Below are 17,868 nucleotides of genomic sequence, written 5' to 3' on the forward strand. Positions count from 1 at the left end.
CACTCGTCCTATTGATGCAGGATATCCAGCGTCCGCATGATCATTTTCTTCGACGCCTCTATCACACCAAGGTTGGCCTGATAGGAGCGTTGAGTCTCCTTCATGTCCATGATTTCCACCAGGGAATTAACGTTCGGCATCTTGACATAACCATCCGCATTCGCGGCAGGGTGGCTGGGATTGAACTTGAGGTCAAAATCCGACCTGTCTTCGCCGATATGGCCAACCTTGACCTTGGTGACATTTTCCTCGCGGTCGAGAACATTCCGGAAGGAAATGGTTTTTCGCCGATAAGGATCTTCTTCGGGCGTCTTACCCATACTGTCCTTGTTCGCCAGGTTTTCAGAAATAACCCGCATTCGCTTACCCTGGGCATCCATACCCGAGGCAGAGATGGACATTGTTTTTAAAAGATCCATGTTACCGGTTCCCTTCTCTAATCCGTTTAACGGCGACCAAGGGCTGTTTTCAACATCCCCAAATTTTTCTTGTAAAGAGACGTGGTCAGTTCATACTGAATCTGCGTTTCCGCAACTTTCATCATCTCTTCTTCAAGCAGTACAGCGTTACCCGTGGGCGAAACTTCACTCACATCCCGGTTCACCTGTGTCTCATAACTATTTATTTCGCTTGCATAAATATGCTTCGTGTTGGTTCGATTTATATGCACGCCTTTCTTTTGCGGTGCATCGATCATTTCACGAAATTCAAGCGGTTTCAGATCCTGCGCTCGGTAATTCGGCGTATCAGAATTGGCAATATTCTGCGCCAGCACTTTTTGCCGGGCAGTGAGCCATTTCATTTTCTCCGTCAGAGCGGCGAAGAGCGGAATTTTTTCCAAATTCATATCAGGATCGCTTCTGTTCGCGGTTTTTCCTGACCCTACAATAGGAAAGAAACCTTAACAGAGTATGAATTCGTGGAATTTACGGCATACCGCACAAAAAAAACGCCCCAAAATCGGGGCGTTTTCAAAAATCGGGTTTTAACGAGTTTTTCAGGCGGCTTCCCAGGCCTCCGGCTCATAGCTGAGAATGCAATCCGCAAATTTCTCAACCAAAGCCTCATCAGCGAATTTACTGGTTACCAGCATATCATCCACATGGATTTCCGCGTCTGCTGCCGTTGCCCCCTTCTCGCTCAGAATATCCTGGATATCCTCTTCGGCGAAAACAGTGCGCGCTTCCAGCAATCCTGCCTCGGCAAGAATTTTTGGAGCATCTTCAACGAGCGCGACAGGCTTGTTATCTTCCATAAAGCCGCGCATGAAACGGGCAGTCTGCGGATCGGAGATCAAGCGGTTTACATGTCGAGAACCGCCGGGAATGACAACGGCATCGAAATGATGGGACATAGAGGTTGCAAGATGCGCATTTGCCGGGAAAAAGTGCCCCCAACCATTGCCATGCCAGCTATTCACAACGCCTTTTTCCGGCGATACGATTTTAACATTCGCCCCGGTTAATACGAGGGCTTTATGCAGGCTTGTCATATGGGATTCTTCAAAACCGTTAGCAACAAGAATGGCAACGGACTTGCCATTTAACGCATTTTCCAAGTCACTCATAAAATCCGTACTCCTTCAATCTGTGGCGTCCACCGCGCATTTTCAATTTATTGAACGACGGGAGCATTCAACATTGCATGGCTATTTCCTACTGGAATGGCCGGTGTTGTCATAATGACATTTGTTCAATTTCTTTTGTGCAAATCGGAGCAATGCTCCTGTCAGTTTCGCTGCACAGTGCCGATAACAATAAATAAAGGCTATGTTGCCATTGTCCGGCGTGGCGGAACATAATCTTTCCTAATCCGAGTTGCAAGGACGAAGTTGTATTATTCTACTGGTCTGGTGCCTTGCTTAAACAAAAATTAATCGCATTTACCTATCATGTGTGACGAGGGTCACCTTTTGGCCGGAGAGACGAATGACACAAAGCCATAATGATCCCCAGAACAAACCCGATGAAGCTATCGCTGTCGCCTTGAGTTATGACGAGACTCCCGCCTCTCTGGCCAAGGTCACGGCAAGCGGAAAAGGCGAGGTTGCCGAACAGATCTTGCAATTGGCATTCTCTCGTGGTGTAAAGGTGCGCACCGATTCTGATTTAGCGCAGATTCTGTCGGAAATTGAGGTAGATTGCCCGATCCCTCTTGAAGCATTCGCTGCAGTTTCGGAAATTCTGTCTTATCTTTACAGATGTCAGGAAAAATAGTCAGTATGATTAGTACGCCTCTTATGGAAAATCACTCCTCGATAGATGCCGATATTTCCAATTTGATGAACGATATTGCGGATTATCTGAGCCAGACCCAACGCGGCATCATGATCGATATAAGTTCGTTGCCCATAAAAATCGTCAACCTTCAGAGCCGTGTCCAGAACGCGCCGAAGGATGATAGGCAGGAACTAACGAAGTCAATGGAACAGGTCATGCAATCGCTCAATACGCTGTCCAATGAAATCCAGCTGCGCCACGATTCCTTGAGCCGCGATATTAATGCCCTCGAAAACACTTCGCATAAAGAATAGTTTTCAAATTCCCCAAGGCCCGTTACTGTATACTCGAAACGCGTATATTGATCGGACGAATATTATAATGGCAGGCCTATGGAACCCGTACAATACCTGAAATATATTGTCGGTCTGCTGATTGTTCTGGGCCTTATTGCGCTCATCGCACTGCTTGCCCGACGCCTTGGGATGGTTCCGCGCGTTTCGCGGGACCCGTCAAGCCCAAGGCGCCTCTCCGTTACCGATGTTATTTCCATTGATGCAAAGCGCCGCCTCGTCCTTGTTAAAAGGGATGACAGGGAACATCTTCTGCTGCTCGGACCTGAGCGGGATGTGGTTGTCGAACGAAATATCACTCCAATTGAGAACACCAAACAGGGCGATATGGAAAACGCATGATAAAATATCGTAGATTAGGCCGTCTTTGTGCCTCAAGAATGCCTAACGGTTATCTCGCCGCTCTTGCCGCCATGTTGATTATCATGGCAGTGCCGATTGAGGTGATGGCGCAATCCCTATCCCTTGATCTTGGGGAGGATGCGGGTCCACTGACCGGCCGCATAGTTCAGCTTGTCGTCCTGATGACAGTGCTTAGTCTCGCTCCGGCGATCCTGATTGTGACTACCTCTTTTACAAGATTGATCGTTGTCCTTTCATTGCTTCGAAGTGCGCTTGGTGTCCAGTCAACGCCGCCAAATGTGGTGATAATTTCCCTCGCACTGTTTTTAACAGGCTTTATCATGGCGCCGACTTTTGAGGCCGCCTATGAGAACGGTATTGTCCCCCTGATTGATGAGGAAATTACCGAAACAGAAGCCATTGACCTGACAATCACCCCGTTCAAGACTTTCATGCTCCAGCATGCGCGCGAAAAAGATATTCTTCTGTTTATGGACTTAAGCGCAACGCCCGAGACAGAGACACCGGAGGAGGTTCCGCTGAAGGTTCTGGTGCCCGCCTTCATGATCAGCGAGCTTAAACGCGCCTTTGAAATCGGCTTTCTGCTATTCGTGCCCTTTATTGTGATTGATATGGTCGTCGCCTCCATCCTGATGTCGATGGGCATGATGATGTTACCGCCGGTTATGATTTCACTCCCCTTTAAATTGATCTTTTTTGTCCTGGTTGACGGATGGAATTTGGTCGCGAAAAGTCTCGTTGAAAGCTTCGTCAATGGACCTACTTAGCGGAGTTGTGCGCAAGATCAAAAGATCGCCATTTCGAAAGACGGGCGTTACCATTGCGGCACTTGCCCTTCTCGCCTTCCTACATGTCTTCACGCCACTATTCTCTTCTGAGAGTCCCGCACGAGGTTTCTGGTCCGAAACGGCGCCATCCCTCAACCTTACACATATCTTCGATGGTGAGATAAATCGCCATGGAAAACCGGTTGGCTTTCATGTCGCACCGAGGGAGCCAATGGGCGCCAAGTCGCGCATCAAGGAAATCCTGTCCGGTCCCAATCGAGTTGGTGTCTATACAGCCATTGTGGAGATTTATGATCCGGACGAACGCCAATGGAAGGAAAAATTCTCCAGTTTCTTTCCCGATGATTTTTCACGTGAACAGATTATCAAGAGCATATTATTCGCCCTTTCAAATAACATGTTGCCGTCAGGGTCGCGCTGGCGCGGGCCGTCCGGTCATGGCTTCCTGATCGAGGGGTATCGTTTCAGTGACGGTTATATAAACACTGCCTACCCCCTGTATGTCGCAGATTAGAGGTTCGGCCAATGCAGGAAATCCTCCTGATACGAGATATAAATAGCGGATTAATCAAGGTAAAAATATTACCTGAAAACAAGCTGTTGGAAGAGTTTTTTGAAACAGAAATACAGGATGATCTGGCGCTTGCCGATTATCTGATGAGCAAAGACGCGGGGCGTAATGGTAACGATTATGAAATCACTGGCAATGCCTTTTCCCTTACTCTGACCACTGATCGTTATATTATAAGCCCCCTTTATGAAGATAAGCGAGCGCCGCAAGAAGGGCCCAGCGTGGATTTCTTCACTCTCCTGAGCCGCTGGCGTCATTTCCTGAAGAATGAGAATTCAGAAACTTAACGAATTGTTAAGGGTTTACCCCTATAACGTGTTAATGTAAAAAATGGTATTCGTATAAATATTATTTAAAATTTTACTGATTGGAGACAATCATGACGTCCATTCTCGGATCAGCGATTAGCGGCATGGCCGCAGCAACCAAGCGGGTCGAAGTATCCGCCCAGAATCTTGTCAATACAAACACTGTTGGAACGCCCGGTGCAAAGGGCGAGAATGAATCCTACAAGGCGGTGGAACCAGTTCAGACAACGGATGAAGCCGGCGCGCCAACTGTAAAGGTCCGTGAAAAAGACCCTGCGACGGTCCATGTGTATGCCCCCCAAAACCCTCTAGCCAATGAGGACGGACTTGTTGAAAGCCCGAATGTCGATATGGCAGAGGAAATTATTAACCAGAATGTCGCCTTGCAAAGCTACCGCACGAACGCCAAAATGTTTGAGGTTTGGAACGAATTGCAAAAGGTAACCCTTGACCTTAAAAGCTGAAATGTCTTTCTAAGCCCCCCTTGCTTTAAGGTCAGTCAATATCGTCCAGGGATTTGATAGCAAGATTGGGCTCGAACAGGCCGGCTACGCTGCAGGCGCCGGCAATTTCCATCAATTTCACGGGAACAAGACTTGCCTTTGGCTCATCCGGCTTGCGGTACGCCACAAGTTGGCCCGCCTCAATCGTGACATCTATATGCCTTGGATCGAGGGCCAGCCCCTCCCCTGTTACCTTCATCCGGGCTTCCTTCGCCGTCCATAGCCAGAAAAATAGCTCCCGACGCGCGGTTTCTTGAAGCCCGGAAAGCGCCATCTGCTCCGCTTCCGTGTAATAATGCCGGCTCAGATCATCGATTTCGACCTTACGGTCAAACATCTCAATATCAATGCCAATTTCCCCGCTTTGGGTAACGGCAAATACTGCCGTATCAGCTGAATGGGACATGTTGAAATAAATATCTCCCGCTTCAATAAAGGGTTTTCCGCGATGCCCTGTTTGAATAGAGATATCCGCTGGTGCAATATCAAGATATGCCGACAGGATATGCCGCATTCGGCCATGAGCGCGCACATAACGATTCCGATGAAGATCAAATCGAAATCGTTCCGCCCTGGCTTTTTCCGCTGGGCTCAGTGCCTGCCAGCAGTTGGAAAAGTCAAGCGGACCATTCTCACCGATATCAGCATGATAGATGTGAGTATTCTTCTGCCCAAACGCCATCATAACCAATAACACCCGTGTAAAATCAGGGGTCTATCCCCTGACGTTCCATGATAGCGGGAAGCCACGCATTCCAATAGAGACAATTTCACAGGTTATTCTTTTTGAAACGAATGCCGCAGTTGATCGCGATCAATGAAACATTCCGGTCAGAGAGTAGTCTGCAAGCCACCTCAAAATGATCAGGGAGGACGCATGTCGCAGGTAATAGCCAAGCTCCTCGAGGATCACCGACGAATGGCAGTGCTCCTGGAGGTATTTGAACGGGAAACCAACCTTTCTACAGAAGATAATAATCTAAACTTTCTTCTGATAGACACTATGCTCGATTACATTTTGAACTTCCCGCAAAAATGTCATCATCCAATCGAGAATTCTATTTTAAAAAGCCTGGTTCGTCGAGATCCGGAAAAAGGAGAAATTGCCACAATAATTGTCAACGAACACGAAAAACTGACGAATTTGATTATTCAGTTAGCTGATAAAATTGCCCGGGTTAAATTGGAGGATCCGCTCTTCAGAGAGGACCTTGTAAACACCGTCCGCGAATACAGGGAACTGCTGTTGCAACATATGCAAAAAGAAGAAACGATCTTCTTTCCGGCCGCTGAAGAAGCCCTATTTCAGGCAGACTGGGATATTATCGAAACGCGAATGCGCGATAAAGGCGACCCCGTCTTTGGTCGGGAGGCTGATCGGCAATACCGCGCACTGCACAAGGTGATCATTGAATGGGGCGGGAAATAACGCCAGCAAGCAGTTTATTCCCCCCGGAAGTCGTTATCTCCGCCGCCAGGCTTGCGTCCGCTTCAGAATACCCTTCGATACCGCAAGATGTATAATGCGGGCGGCAGCATTTGTGTAAAAGATCATCATCCCCATAGCAGCCGCAGGAGCGACATCGCCTGCATCATCCATATTCAGCACTGCAATCGAGGCAAGAGCCGTATCGGTCGAGTAGAGAAACACGACAGCCGAGACTGTCGTCATGGCATTCACAAAGAGGTAAATGGCAATGTCCAGGATGGACGGCATACAGACAGGAACAGTTACGCGCGCGAACAGCTTGTAAAAGGGCTGTTTTAAGGATGCCGCAACAGATTCAAATTCTCCATCCATCTGCTTGAGCGCCGTCACTGCGGTCAAATGCGAAACCGTATAGAAATGGGTAATCGTGACAATCACCAGAATTGCCATGCTGCCATATAGGAAATTCAGGGGGTTCGCCGGATCATTGAAAAAGAAGATATAGGCAAGCCCCAGAACCATTCCCGGAATGGCCATGGGTAACATGGCGAGAAACTGGAAAAGACCGCGGCCCGTTCGAAAGCTCCTCGTCTTGTCCACCATATAGGCGCCAATGAAGACCACGATGGTACCAAAAAAGGCGGTCAGCAGTCCCAGTTTAATAGAATTGCCATAGGCTTCCCAGCCACCGCCATCCATGACATCGAAATTATAGTTCTTCAGACTGAGAGACAGATCATAAGGCCAGAACTTTACCAATGCCGCAAACTGGCAAACGGCTAGTATGCCAACAATAAAAATCGCGATCAGGCTGCAATAGGCGAAGCAAATACGGTCAAATTTGCGGTCAGGTTTGGGTTCGAATACGACCGACCGTGCAGATAGCAAGGCGACCTGCTTTTTTTGAACCTGTCGGTCAACGGCGAAGGCGATAAAGGCCGGCATCAGCAAAACCACGGAGACCACAGCCCCCATTTCAAAATTCTGTTGCCCGATCACCTGTTTATAGATATCGACCGCCAGCATGTTATACTGACCGCCGATAACTTTCGGCAGGCCGAAATCTGTTATAACCAGGTTAAAGACAACAAACGCAGCCGAGATCAGACCATAGCGTGCGCCCGGAATCGTAACTGTCCAAAAAGTCTTCCACGCGCTTGCGCGAAGTGAAACAGCCGCCTCATACAATCTTGCATCAGATATAGCGAGCGCCGTCGTGATAATAATAAAGGCGTGCGGAAAGGTAAAAAAGACGGATCCCATTACGATACCATAAGGTCCGTATATAGATTCCCCCATCATGACCTCTTTCAGCATCCCCTGATTGCCAAAAAGATAGACAAGAGCAATCCCCGGCAACAAGGACGGCACAAGGATCGGCGCCATCGCAATTAAACGGAAAACCCCCTTGAGGCGCATACAACTCCGGCTCAACGCATAGGCGAAGCCAAAGGCAAGGCTGACCGTGACGATCGTGCTGATAATCGAGATAAAGAGCGAGTTTTCAATGGATCGAAAGAGCGAGGGTGTCGAGAAGTATGTCGTGAAGTTACTCAGGCCAACTGACTTGACCGGGCGCAGGACAATCCGGCGGAAAGTATTGGAGTCCACCTCCCGCCATTCAGTTCCGGTTATCCGGTCAGATCCAACTAGATAAACCGTATCGTCCGTCGTTCCCCGTATTTTATAAAGAACCGGACTTCGGAAGCTGAAATCAGGAAAAAGTGGCGTTAAGCCGAGCCGCCCGTCACTACTCGTCGCTATCTCATCTTCGGGAATGGTACCCAGCTTCTCATTGAGTGCCGCAGCGGACAGGATCGTGCCATCAAAATTCCCCTCTGCATCACTCACCTGCAACTCGATTTGTGACAAATCAAAGTGAAATGCCGAAAACGCCTTTGACAGCATGGCATAAAGTGGAAAAGCCAGCGTTATGATCAGGTAAAGTGCGATAACGAGAATAAACCCGCGCATCATCAGATCGTCCCGCCCAAGTTTCAGGGCCAGTGGACGTCCTTTGGGTAGTTCGTCAGGCGTTGTAACGCTCATTAAATCTCATCCGTCGGTCGAGGAAAAACTTTTAACCGGTTACTTGGGATTTCGATCACGAGATCTTTGTTCGCCGCAAGTTCAAGCCGCCGTACTGCATTTATTGAATAATCTGCGATCAGTTCAGTCGACCCAAGTGTTTCACTCTCCAGTCGACATCGCCAGAAGGAGCCAAGGAACTCCATCTCTGTGATGCGGCAGGTGATCGCATTTTCGGGCTCCGCCATATGTTCCGTGGTCGTATCCCCATGGGGAATAATATCCTCTGGCCTTATTGCGGCAATGACGTCTTCACCCTCAGAAAAGCCATTTCCCGAAGCAACAAATTCCTTACTACCTATCTTTACGCGCCCCGGACCACTGACAGTCGCGGAAAGCTTGTTCATCTCGCCAATAAAATCCGCGACAAAAAGTGTTTCAGGTTCCCGGTAAATATCGGTCGGTGTCCCGATCTGCTCAATCACGCCATGGTTCATCACCACAATCCGGTCGGCCATCGAGAGGGCTTCCTCCTGATCATGCGTTACCATAATCGTTGTAACACCTAGCTTGCGCTGTAAATCCTTCACCTCATGGCGCAGATGTACCCGCACCTTGGCATCGAGTGCCGATAATGGCTCATCGAGCAAAAGAAGACCCGGTGACATGGCTATAGCACGGGCCAGCGCAATTCGTTGCTGCTGTCCACCGGAAAGCTGGGCCGGATATTTCTTGCCCTGATCGGGCAGTCCTACGAGTTCGAGCAGTTCTTTCACCCGGGCCGAAATAGCTGCCTTCGAAAGGCCGGCATTCTCAAGGCCAAAGGAAATATTTCGTTCAATCGTTAAATTAGGAAAAAGGGCGTAAGACTGGAAAACAATACCAAAATCGCGTTCAGCTGGTGGCAGATTGGAAATATCCTTGCCCGCCTGCTCTATTGCACCCCGCGTTTGAATATCAAGCCCGGCAATGGCGCGAAGTAAGGTCGTTTTCCCGCAGCCTGACGGCCCAAGGAAACAGACAAACTCTCCTTCTGAAATGCTTAAGGAGATGTCTCTAAGCGCAATGAAATCGCCAAATGCCTTCCATAGATTCTCAATCTGGAGATAGGCATCCCATGGCTGAGCTTCGCCCGTATTCTTTTCAAGCGTTGCCTCCGTTGGCATAGTTCCCCCGTCCATTAAAAAACTTTAACACCTACAATATAAAAAAGGCACCGCAAATGCGATGCCTTCTTTTGTATCATTCAGATTAGCTCTTGGCCTCTGATTTTGAGTCGTAGCGCTTCTGCCACTCTTCCAGAATTGCCTTGCGGTTATTTGCCGCATATTCAAAATCATTGTCGATCATCTTCTCAAGCAGGTTTTCAGGGAAGAATTCGACCGGCTTAGCCACTCCAGGATAGGCAACAACCGCGTAACCAGTATTGTACATCACATTGGCTTCCTTGGTTACAGTCCAGTCAACAAGGGTTTTAGCTGCTTCCATATTGGGGGTTCCCGCTACAATCGCGGTTGCCTCCATATCCCATCCGACACCTTCTTCAGGAACGATAATATCAAGTGGTGCGCCTTCAGCCTTGGATTTTGCACCACGGAAAGCGAAGGAAATGCCGATCGGGATTTCACCCGCGGCCGCCAATTTACAAGGCTTGGAGCCGGAATGCGTATAGCGGGCAATATTTTCATGGAGCGCGTCCATATATTCCCAGCCACCCTCTTCACCGAACATCTGCAGCCAGCTGGAAACATCCAGGAAACCGGTGCCGGAAGAATTCGGGTTTGGCATGATGACATGGCCTTTATACTCAGGCTTCGTCAGGTCTTTCCAGCTTGTCGGCGCCTTCAGGCCAAGCTTTTCTCCTTCAACTGTGTTAAAGCAAACAGACGCAACCCAGGCGTCCATGCCTGTCCAGGTTGGCGGCGTGCTTTTATCGACGAATTTTTTGTCGAGCTTTTCAACACCCTTCGGCGCATAAGGCTCTAACATGCCTTCGGATTTCATCAGCAACAGGGATGTTGCAGCAAGACCCCAGATGACGTCAGCCTGCGGATTGTTTTTCTCTGCCAGCAACTTTGCCGTAACAATACCGGTGGAATCACGTACCCAATTGATTTTAATATCTGGATGTGCCTTGTTGAACTCTTCTGCATAACGTTTAAGGTCTTCAGCCTCAACCGCAGTATATACGGTCAATTCCGTGGCCATAACGCTGTTCGCAACGAACAGACCGGCAACGGTCGCCAAAGTCAGCTTTTTAATTTGTACCATCTTGTCACTCCCCCCTTTAAAGGAAATATTGAGAATTAAAAACGATCGCGCTCCAAAAATCCACAAAGATCCACAAAAGATCCAACTTCAAAGTGCGATCACTCGATACTCACTGCAATACTGGCGTAATGTGACAAATAGAAGAAATCTATTATATTTATGCTTGTATAAATTTTTCCGATACAAAAATAAAGTTAACCCCTTAAAATAGTCACATATTATCAGCACTTTAGCTTATTTCTGAGGCCAGGGCAATGAATAGGTTTTGACGTTCGTAAAGAATTTCATCGCTTCCAGGACGCCTTCTTTGACGCCATTACCAGAATCTTTGATGCCTCCAAAAGGCGACATTTCAATCCGATAGCCCGGCTGCTCCCAAATATTCACAGTTCCAACATCCAATCCATCAATAAACCTTGTGATCCGGTCCAGACGATTGGTGCATACCCCGGCGGAGAGACCAAAAGGCGTGGAATTTGAAATCGCGATCAGGGCTTCATCGTCATTCGGAACACGGACGATAGGAATGACAGGTCCAAAAGTTTCCTCAAAAACCAACTCGCTGTCATGGGGAACATGATCGATAACGATCGGTGGCAGAAGCGCCCCTTCCCGCTTCGGATGATAGAGAATATTCGCTCCCTGTTTCTCGGCCATCAAGACCCGGTTTTCGAACGTCTCGGCGGCGTTCTCATGGATAACACAGCCGAGTTGCGTATCCGGATCCTCCGGATTGCCGAACTTGATTCGCTTTGCAATTTCAAGAATATGCGGCACGATCTTGTCGGCGACATTCTCCTGGACAAGGATTCTCTTGATCGCCGTACAGCGCTGCCCTGAATTCCCTGTCGCGCCGGCAACCGCAATTTCGGCCGCCTTGATCAACTCCGCATCGCTCAGATCATCCAGCACGATCAGGGGGTCATTGCCGCCAAGTTCCAGCGCAAGGCGCTTGTACCCCGCCTTTTCGGCGATCATCTTGCCGACCGGAACACCGCCGGTGAAGGTGACGATATCCGCATGCTTGTTGATGATCATTTCCTCGCCGATATCCTGCGGCCATCCGGTTACGACCTGGAACATCTGATGCGGTAGCCCGGCTTCATAGAGGATATCCGCGAGCGCAATCGCCGTGAGCGGTGTCTGCTCCGTCGGTTTGCAGACAACGCAGTTGTTGGTAGCGATGGCCGGTGCAATTTTATGCGACACCATATTGAGAGGATGATTAAACGGCGTGATCGCGGAGATTGCCTTCACCGGCTCCCGCTTAGTGTAGATTTTCCGCGCCTTGCCGTGGGGCGTGAGATCGCAAGAGAAAATCTGCCCGTCATCAAGAATAGCAAGCTGGCCCGCCAGTGTGAAAACGTCATAGGCCCGACCAGTTTCATAGAGAGCGTGCTGATGACAGATACCAAGCTCCAGCGTGATGACTCTCGCCAGCTGCTCGCGCCGTTCACGGATCAGTTCCGCGGCCCTGAACAGAATCTGCTGCCGTTCATAACGCGTGAGTGTCGGGCGATAGTTCGCTGCGATCTCGAAGGCTTCGCGGGCATGTTCGCCGTTGCCGGCCGGCACCGTCCCGATCACCTCATTGGTATAAGGATAGCGAACTTCCACCACATCCTTGGTTGTTACTTTCTTACCGCCGATGCGCATTGCTTCGACGATAACCGGTCGCGCGGATTTTGATGCGGTCATCTTGTTCATTTGGCGGAGACGAGCGCCGCAGCACGCGTTGCATAGTAGTAGGCATCGAAATTACGAAGCGTCGGCTTCTCCGGCAGGTCCGGCATGGCCACATTCACAATGAAGGGAACCACCTGCTCGCTGATCCCGCCATGGGAACGGAGCGGAACCTCAAGACCAGAGAGGTCATGCCGATCTGCCGATGTCCCCAGCACCTGATTCTCGCCCGAGACGATCACCAGATCGCCGATCCGGTCCGCAGGCAACTGGAACTGTTCCGCCGCTGTGGCTTTGTTCACCACAAGGTCAATTCCCTTTGTTGCCTCCAGCTTGGCAATCACTGCGGCCTGATCCACTTCCGGCTCAAGATATGCGGTGGCAAAGGAACCAAGCGCCCCGTGATGCACAACATAAGGATCGGTGATCGGCAGGATGACACGGCTTGCCCCTTCCCCGATTTCCTTGTCCAGAAGGTCCTGCAGATAGATCACATCTGGCGTGCCGTCGGCCTTGTGCTTGGGCTTCATGCCATGATCCGCGGTGACCACGATGGCGGCCCCAAGGGCGTCCAGCTGACCAAGATAGGAATCGAACATCTCATAGAAGGCATTGGCATCGGGGGTGCCCGGTGCGGCCTTGTGCTGCACATAATCCGTTGTTGTCAGATACATCAAGTCCGGCTTGAAGGAGGTCATCAGCTTCACCCCGGCATTGAAGACATACTCGGAAAGTTCCGCCGAATAAACGGAGGGCACCGGAATATCGAGGCTCTTCGACGCGTTGTCGATGCCATGTTCCGCCAGAGTTGTGGTGTCAGACTTTTCCGTCGAGAAACAGAGCGCCCGCCCCTCATCAAACTGAAGCCCGTAGCCGAGCAACGCCCGGAGCTTATCTTTCGCGGTCACGATGGCAATACGCTTGCCCGCATCATAAAAGCTTTTGAAAATTGTCGGTACCCGAAGGAAGCGCGGATCATTCATCATCACTTCCTCCCCGGTTTCAGGATCCAAGAGGAAGTTACCGCAAATGCCATGGACGGCGGGCGGCTGCCCTGTCGCAATCGACATATTGTTCGGGTTGGTAAAACTCGGAATAACGCAATGGGCGAGATGCATGGTGCCTGTCTCGCGGATGCGTTTCATCGTCGGCATCACACCGGCATCGATCGCCGCCTCGATATAGGCGTTCTCGCACCCGTCAAGGCAGATCACAACCGCTGTTTGTCCGGGAATGGGATAGCTGCGGTCATTTACGGTCACGCCGCTTGGGGACATTTTATTCATCGTATTTTCTCAACTCCAATTCAGATATTTCAGGCCGCGAGGCGGGCACGTTCTTTGAGCGCAGATTCAGGCGGGCTGGCGCTATCAACATTCATTTCTTCAAGGGATTCGCGCGCCGCTGTTACGACATTACGCATGACTTGCTCATCAAGCCGTCCGATACAGCCAACCCGGAAACTGTCAACAACAGTCAGTTTGCCCGGATAAATGATAAAGCCGCGCGCTTTCATCAGGTCGTAAAAGCGCGGAAAGCTGAAATTCGGGTGATCCGGATTGAAGAAGGTTACAATAATCGGTGAGAGCCAGCGATCCTTCAGCAGGGTCTCAAAACCAAGCTCCCGCATACCCGCAACCATGACGTCACGGTTGCGTTCATACCGTGCGAGCCGGGCCGGCGCCCCGCCCTCTTCTTCATGCATCTCCAACGCCTTCATAAAGGCGGCAACCGTATGGGTTGGTGGCGTAAAGCGCCATTGCCCCGTTTTCTTGAAATTAACCCATTGGGCATGGGCATCCAGGCTGAGGGAATGGCAGTTCCCCTTGGCAGCTTCCAACTCAGATTTGCGGGCGATGATAAAGCCGAACCCCGGCACACCCTCAATACATTTATTGGCGGAAGAGACCATGGCCTCATATTTGATCTCGCCAACTTTGAGCGGCAATGCGCCAAAAGCACTCATTGAGTCGATCAGCAGCTTGCGTCCTGCCGCGTCAACGACTTCAGCAATTTCTCCTACCGGGTTGAGAATACCTGAACTTGTTTCGCAATGGACAAGAACAACGTGGGTAATGGCGGGATCATCGGCAAGGGCCGCTGCAACCTCATCCCCGCGCGGCGGCATATAATCCCCTTTATCAATAATCGCATGATTGCGGCCAAGATAGTTGAGCGTTTCGACTATCCGCTTGCCGTAAGCCCCATTAACCAGCACCAGCGTTTTGCTGTCCGGCCCCAGAAAGGATCCCAGCATTGCCTCGACGGCGAAGGTTCCACTTCCTTGCATGGGAACGCAGTCAAAGTCACCGCCGTCATCACCGGCAATGGCCAGTAGCTTTTCACAAAGTGACGCTGTCATCGCCCGGAAATCACCATCCCATGAACCCCAGTCCTTCAACATCGCCTGCTTAACTTCAAGCGACGTAGTCAAGGGGCCCGGGGTGAGCAAATAGGGCTCTCCCATATGCGGGGAAGAAAATGCTGCACCTGACTGCAATTCCTGATCCATTTTCATCGCGTCAAACCTTCGCCTAAAAAAAGAATTAACCAACAGTGATCCAAAATCTAATTAACAACGTACTATATGTAAAATCGTTATTTAAAATTGATATATAAATTTAATCGATACTAATAGCTTTAAATCTTAGGCTGGGCTATATTGTCGTTATATCAGGACTGGAAAAAATATGCGGTATGTTCAGTTACGTGCCTTTCACTTCGTTGCCACGCAAGGCGGCTTCTCACGAGCAGCCGAAGCGCTATCCTTGACCCAACCGGCCATATCGGATCAGGTGCGTAAGCTAGAGACTGAGTATGACGTTTTGTTGTTTAATCGGCAAAAAAAGCAGGTCAGTCTGACTGATTTCGGTAAAAAACTTCTGGAAATTACCCATCGGATGTTCGATGTGGAGCATCAGGCCCATGAATTATTGTCGGAATCGCGGGCACTGGGTTCTGCAAAGTTAAGAATAATTGCCGATTCAGTTCAGCATCTTCATCCTGTTCTCGGTCCCTTCCGTCAGCAATATCCAACAGTATTCATCTCCGTCAGCACCGGCAACACCTCGGAGATTATCGAAAAGCTTTGCAGTTATGAGGCGGATGTCGGTGTTCTTGGAGAAATCCCGGAATCGCGTGATTTTGATATTGTGAAACTGAGTTCCACCCCGATTATTGCCTTTGCCTCGAAAAGGAGTTCTGCGGGTAAACTTAAATCCATTTCCTTGGAGGAATTGGCCACCAAACCGTTGGTCCTTCGGGAAAAGGGATCAAAAACCCGCCAAAAACTTGAACAGATTGCTGACGCTGCCGGCCTTACCCTTAAACCGTCGATTGAGGCCGTGGGCCGGGAAGCTATCCGTGAAATCGTCGCGAGCGGTGCGGGTATCGGAATCGTATCCGAGGCCGAATTCGGCTATGACGAACGACTTTGCAAGATCCCGATTTCTGGATGCAAGCCGCTAATGGATGAAGCGCTGATTTGTTTGAAGGAACGCAGCAAGGGTAATCTCGTGAGCGCGTTCATGGAAATGGCCCATGATCGTATTTCGCTGGAGACAGTCTAAGCGAGGCTCACGCCTGCGAGGCGCTATCAACGACCCGCTGCAACATGGGGGCATAGTGAGAAAAATCCGGCGTTTGCTTGCCAGGCACCTTGCCCTCATCATCCCATTTACGCACCTGGACGATGGCGTCAATATCGCTGTTCGCGGCAAATCTTTTCGCTGCCTCCTCGCTCATAGGGCCGCCCTGCAGCTTAAGGCTCAGGACGGAAGCATCGGATAGCTTCGCAAAATAGGCAGGCTCCGCGGTACAAAGGTAACGCTTCGCGGAAACATGATGGCGCACACAATCGGTAACAATTTTGGGAAAAAACGGCGCCAGAATAGCCGCCCCTGCCCGATCATGATGACTATCAATGCCAAGTTCCGCCGCGTTATCGGGAAACTCATTGGTGAAATGCCCGATATCATGCAACAGCGCCGCAGCGATAATTTCTTCACTCGCGCCCGCCTCTTCTGCGAGTTCCGCCGTCTGAAACATATGCTCTGATATAGTCACGTCTTCCCCGAGATATTCTTCCGCCCCGCGGCGCGCAAATATGTCGGCGATGAAATCGACAACATTATTTTTTGTAAGTTTCGAATAGTCCGGCTTAGGCATCATTTATCCCCAAATTCTCGTGTTCAAGGGTTGCAAGCGTCGACAGCAGGCCATCCTTATCAGGATAACATCCCTGAAGCCAGCGCGTTCCGTGACCGGAATAGGCGTTGCGGGCATGCAAAACGCGGGTGTTATCGACGATAAAGCAGTCCCCGGGTTCCAGATGGAAGCTGACGGCCATGTCGGGATCATTGACGATTTCGCTTAACGCCCGATAGGCCGCGTAAAAATCCGGCATCTTATCGAACGATACATCCGTAACAGGTGCAATGGAGCGATTATTGAAACGGACGCCAATTAGTTCTCCATCCGGTGCAAGTTCAATCATCGGTTTGCGCGATTGCAGGCAGACCTCCGACTGTCCAGTATATTCAAACTTCGCGCAATGGCTCGCGAGAAGGTCGAAGTATCCGGCGTTGATTTCCTGCAGACGCTTGACCGCCTGAAACCCGTCCACAACCAGCGACTCACCTCCTGTCGCGGAATTTTCCAGCGCATAGAGGATTTGCATGGTCGGCACCGGATCTCGATAGGGGTTATCCGTATGAGCCTGCAACCCGGCCGAGGTAAAGGCGAGATTGGTTGGTGTCACTTCGGCACGCACCTCAAACCATTTTCCGTAGTTCGTCTCCCTCACAAAGCCGAACAACGCCGCGACATCCAGAAGTGCCCCGCTTTTCACGGGACCACCCGTCATTTTCGCGAAACCATAGCGGCGCGCGGAACGAAGCCAGTCGGCGAGGGCCGCTTTATCGTTCGAGACCGTTTTGAAATCACCAGTCGGAATTTGATTATTCAGAGACTTATCCCAAAGCTCAACCTTCGGATCAAGCCATCCGGCAGGTCGCTCATGCGGCACATCATAGGCATGCTGCTGCAGCCAGTTCAGGTCATAGATGACTGACTTCCCATCAGGCTGAAATTCGACCGCAAGACAATCCGTCCCGTCTAACGAAACGGTAGAAATCTTCGTATCTGCCGGAATGTCATCAATGGTGATCAGTCGTTGCCCATTCTGCGGGGAGCGGGTATCCGCATCCAGCGCGTTATCACGGAGCCACATAGCATGAAACCGGAGTGTGCCGCCGCCTTGCAGGTGAAGGGCGATATAATCCCCTGCCCCGGCAAGCTCGACATTTTCTATAGGATTATTTCCCGACATCTGTTTGGTATCCTGCCCTTGTC

At 50.3% G+C, this 17,868-nt stretch carries 21 protein-coding genes; 9 read left to right on the forward strand and 12 right to left on the reverse strand.

Going from position 1 to position 17,868, the window contains the following annotated elements; genetic code table 11:
• Nucleotides 1–8 precede the first annotated feature (8 nt).
• The 3 genes from flgC to GQE98_RS08185 form a co-directional block, all read right to left on the reverse strand.
• Complete coding sequence (gene flgC, locus GQE98_RS08175) at nucleotides 9–419, reverse strand: flagellar basal body rod protein FlgC (RefSeq protein ID WP_161315173.1); 411 nt, start codon at nucleotides 417–419, stop codon at nucleotides 9–11.
• Nucleotides 420–445: 26 nt separating this feature from the next.
• A complete protein-coding gene (gene flgB / locus GQE98_RS08180; protein ID WP_161315174.1) occupies nucleotides 446–847 on the reverse strand; it encodes a flagellar basal body rod protein FlgB in 402 nt (133 codons plus the stop codon).
• Nucleotides 848–997: 150 nt separating this feature from the next.
• Nucleotides 998–1,567 carry a DJ-1/PfpI family protein gene (locus GQE98_RS08185; RefSeq protein WP_161315175.1) on the reverse strand — a complete coding sequence of 190 codons (570 nt, stop codon included), beginning with the start codon at nucleotides 1,565–1,567 and terminating at the stop codon, nucleotides 998–1,000.
• Nucleotides 1,568–1,928: 361 nt separating this feature from the next.
• Between GQE98_RS08185 and GQE98_RS08190 the strand changes: the two genes are divergently transcribed.
• The 7 genes from GQE98_RS08190 (at nucleotide 1,929) to GQE98_RS08220 (ending at nucleotide 5,066) form a co-directional block, all read left to right on the forward strand.
• Nucleotides 1,929–2,216: an EscU/YscU/HrcU family type III secretion system export apparatus switch protein gene (locus GQE98_RS08190; protein ID WP_161315176.1), complete on the forward strand. Its 288-nt coding sequence runs from the start codon at nucleotides 1,929–1,931 to the stop codon at nucleotides 2,214–2,216.
• A 5-nt stretch (nucleotides 2,217–2,221) separates the two neighbouring features.
• Nucleotides 2,222–2,533 carry a hypothetical protein gene (locus GQE98_RS08195; RefSeq protein ID WP_161315177.1) on the forward strand — a complete coding sequence of 104 codons (312 nt, stop codon included), beginning with the start codon at nucleotides 2,222–2,224 and terminating at the stop codon, nucleotides 2,531–2,533.
• A 78-nt stretch (nucleotides 2,534–2,611) separates the two neighbouring features.
• Nucleotides 2,612–2,914: a flagellar biosynthetic protein FliO gene (locus GQE98_RS08200; protein ID WP_161315178.1), complete on the forward strand. Its 303-nt coding sequence runs from the start codon at nucleotides 2,612–2,614 to the stop codon at nucleotides 2,912–2,914.
• A complete protein-coding gene (gene fliP, locus GQE98_RS08205; protein ID WP_161315179.1) occupies nucleotides 2,911–3,702 on the forward strand; it encodes a flagellar type III secretion system pore protein FliP in 792 nt (263 codons plus the stop codon). Before GQE98_RS08200 ends, fliP begins: the two co-directional genes overlap by 4 nt.
• Entirely contained in the window at nucleotides 3,689–4,237 is a 549-nt protein-coding gene (locus GQE98_RS08210; protein WP_161315180.1) for an EndoU domain-containing protein, read from the forward strand. Before fliP ends, GQE98_RS08210 begins: the two co-directional genes overlap by 14 nt.
• Nucleotides 4,238–4,248: 11 nt before the next feature.
• Entirely contained in the window at nucleotides 4,249–4,581 is a 333-nt protein-coding gene (locus GQE98_RS08215; RefSeq protein ID WP_161315181.1) for a hypothetical protein, read from the forward strand.
• Between the two features lie 92 nt (nucleotides 4,582–4,673).
• The gene (locus GQE98_RS08220; RefSeq protein ID WP_161315182.1) at nucleotides 4,674–5,066 is read left to right on the forward strand and encodes a flagellar basal body rod protein FlgC; all 393 of its coding nucleotides are present in this window, start codon (nucleotides 4,674–4,676) and stop codon (nucleotides 5,064–5,066) included.
• A gap of 31 nt (nucleotides 5,067–5,097) precedes the next feature.
• Here the strand turns inward: GQE98_RS08220 and GQE98_RS08225 are convergent, their stop codons facing one another.
• A complete protein-coding gene (locus GQE98_RS08225) occupies nucleotides 5,098–5,790 on the reverse strand; it encodes a 4'-phosphopantetheinyl transferase family protein (RefSeq protein WP_161315183.1) in 693 nt (230 codons plus the stop codon).
• Nucleotides 5,791–5,982: 192 nt separating this feature from the next.
• Here GQE98_RS08225 and GQE98_RS08230 point away from each other — a divergent pair, with 192 nt between their 5' ends.
• The gene (locus GQE98_RS08230) at nucleotides 5,983–6,534 is read left to right on the forward strand and encodes a hemerythrin domain-containing protein (protein WP_281351286.1); all 552 of its coding nucleotides are present in this window, start codon (nucleotides 5,983–5,985) and stop codon (nucleotides 6,532–6,534) included.
• A 33-nt stretch (nucleotides 6,535–6,567) separates the two neighbouring features.
• Here GQE98_RS08230 and GQE98_RS08235 read toward each other — a convergent pair whose 3' ends face one another.
• The 6 genes from GQE98_RS08235 to GQE98_RS08260 form a co-directional block, all read right to left on the reverse strand.
• Nucleotides 6,568–8,583, reverse strand: coding sequence for a putative 2-aminoethylphosphonate ABC transporter permease subunit (locus tag GQE98_RS08235; protein WP_161315185.1), 2,016 nt, complete (start codon nucleotides 8,581–8,583; stop codon nucleotides 6,568–6,570).
• Nucleotides 8,583–9,743 (reverse strand): putative 2-aminoethylphosphonate ABC transporter ATP-binding protein, encoded by a 1,161-nt coding sequence (locus GQE98_RS08240; RefSeq protein ID WP_202526162.1) that lies wholly within the window; start codon nucleotides 9,741–9,743, stop codon nucleotides 8,583–8,585. The genes GQE98_RS08235 and GQE98_RS08240 overlap by 1 nt, the downstream gene beginning before the upstream one ends.
• A gap of 70 nt (nucleotides 9,744–9,813) precedes the next feature.
• Nucleotides 9,814–10,833, reverse strand: a complete 1,020-nt coding sequence (locus GQE98_RS08245; RefSeq protein ID WP_161315186.1) for a putative 2-aminoethylphosphonate ABC transporter substrate-binding protein — start codon at nucleotides 10,831–10,833, stop codon at nucleotides 9,814–9,816.
• A gap of 234 nt (nucleotides 10,834–11,067) precedes the next feature.
• Nucleotides 11,068–12,531 carry a phosphonoacetaldehyde dehydrogenase gene (gene phnY, locus GQE98_RS08250; RefSeq protein WP_161316236.1) on the reverse strand — a complete coding sequence of 488 codons (1,464 nt, stop codon included), beginning with the start codon at nucleotides 12,529–12,531 and terminating at the stop codon, nucleotides 11,068–11,070.
• 5 nt (nucleotides 12,532–12,536) lie between these two features.
• Nucleotides 12,537–13,802 (reverse strand): phosphonoacetate hydrolase, encoded by a 1,266-nt coding sequence (gene phnA / locus GQE98_RS08255; RefSeq protein ID WP_161315187.1) that lies wholly within the window; start codon nucleotides 13,800–13,802, stop codon nucleotides 12,537–12,539.
• Between the two features lie 29 nt (nucleotides 13,803–13,831).
• Complete coding sequence (locus GQE98_RS08260; protein WP_343044212.1) at nucleotides 13,832–15,028, reverse strand: 2-aminoethylphosphonate--pyruvate transaminase; 1,197 nt, start codon at nucleotides 15,026–15,028, stop codon at nucleotides 13,832–13,834.
• Nucleotides 15,029–15,206: 178 nt separating this feature from the next.
• Between GQE98_RS08260 and GQE98_RS08265 the strand changes: the two genes are divergently transcribed.
• Nucleotides 15,207–16,085, forward strand: a complete 879-nt coding sequence (locus GQE98_RS08265; RefSeq protein WP_161315188.1) for a LysR substrate-binding domain-containing protein — start codon at nucleotides 15,207–15,209, stop codon at nucleotides 16,083–16,085.
• A gap of 7 nt (nucleotides 16,086–16,092) precedes the next feature.
• Here GQE98_RS08265 and tmpB read toward each other — a convergent pair whose 3' ends face one another.
• Nucleotides 16,093–16,686: a (R)-1-hydroxy-2-trimethylaminoethylphosphonate oxygenase gene (tmpB, locus tag GQE98_RS08270; RefSeq protein WP_214646490.1), complete on the reverse strand. Its 594-nt coding sequence runs from the start codon at nucleotides 16,684–16,686 to the stop codon at nucleotides 16,093–16,095.
• Entirely contained in the window at nucleotides 16,676–17,845 is a 1,170-nt protein-coding gene (gene tmpA / locus GQE98_RS08275; protein ID WP_202526165.1) for a 2-trimethylaminoethylphosphonate dioxygenase, read from the reverse strand. Before tmpA ends, tmpB begins: the two co-directional genes overlap by 11 nt.
• Nucleotides 17,846–17,868: the final 23 nt, after the last annotated feature.

Origin of the sequence: Sneathiella litorea, assembly GCF_009882915.1 — a bacterium.
Taxonomy (GTDB): Bacteria; Pseudomonadota; Alphaproteobacteria; order Sneathiellales; family Sneathiellaceae; genus Sneathiella; species Sneathiella litorea.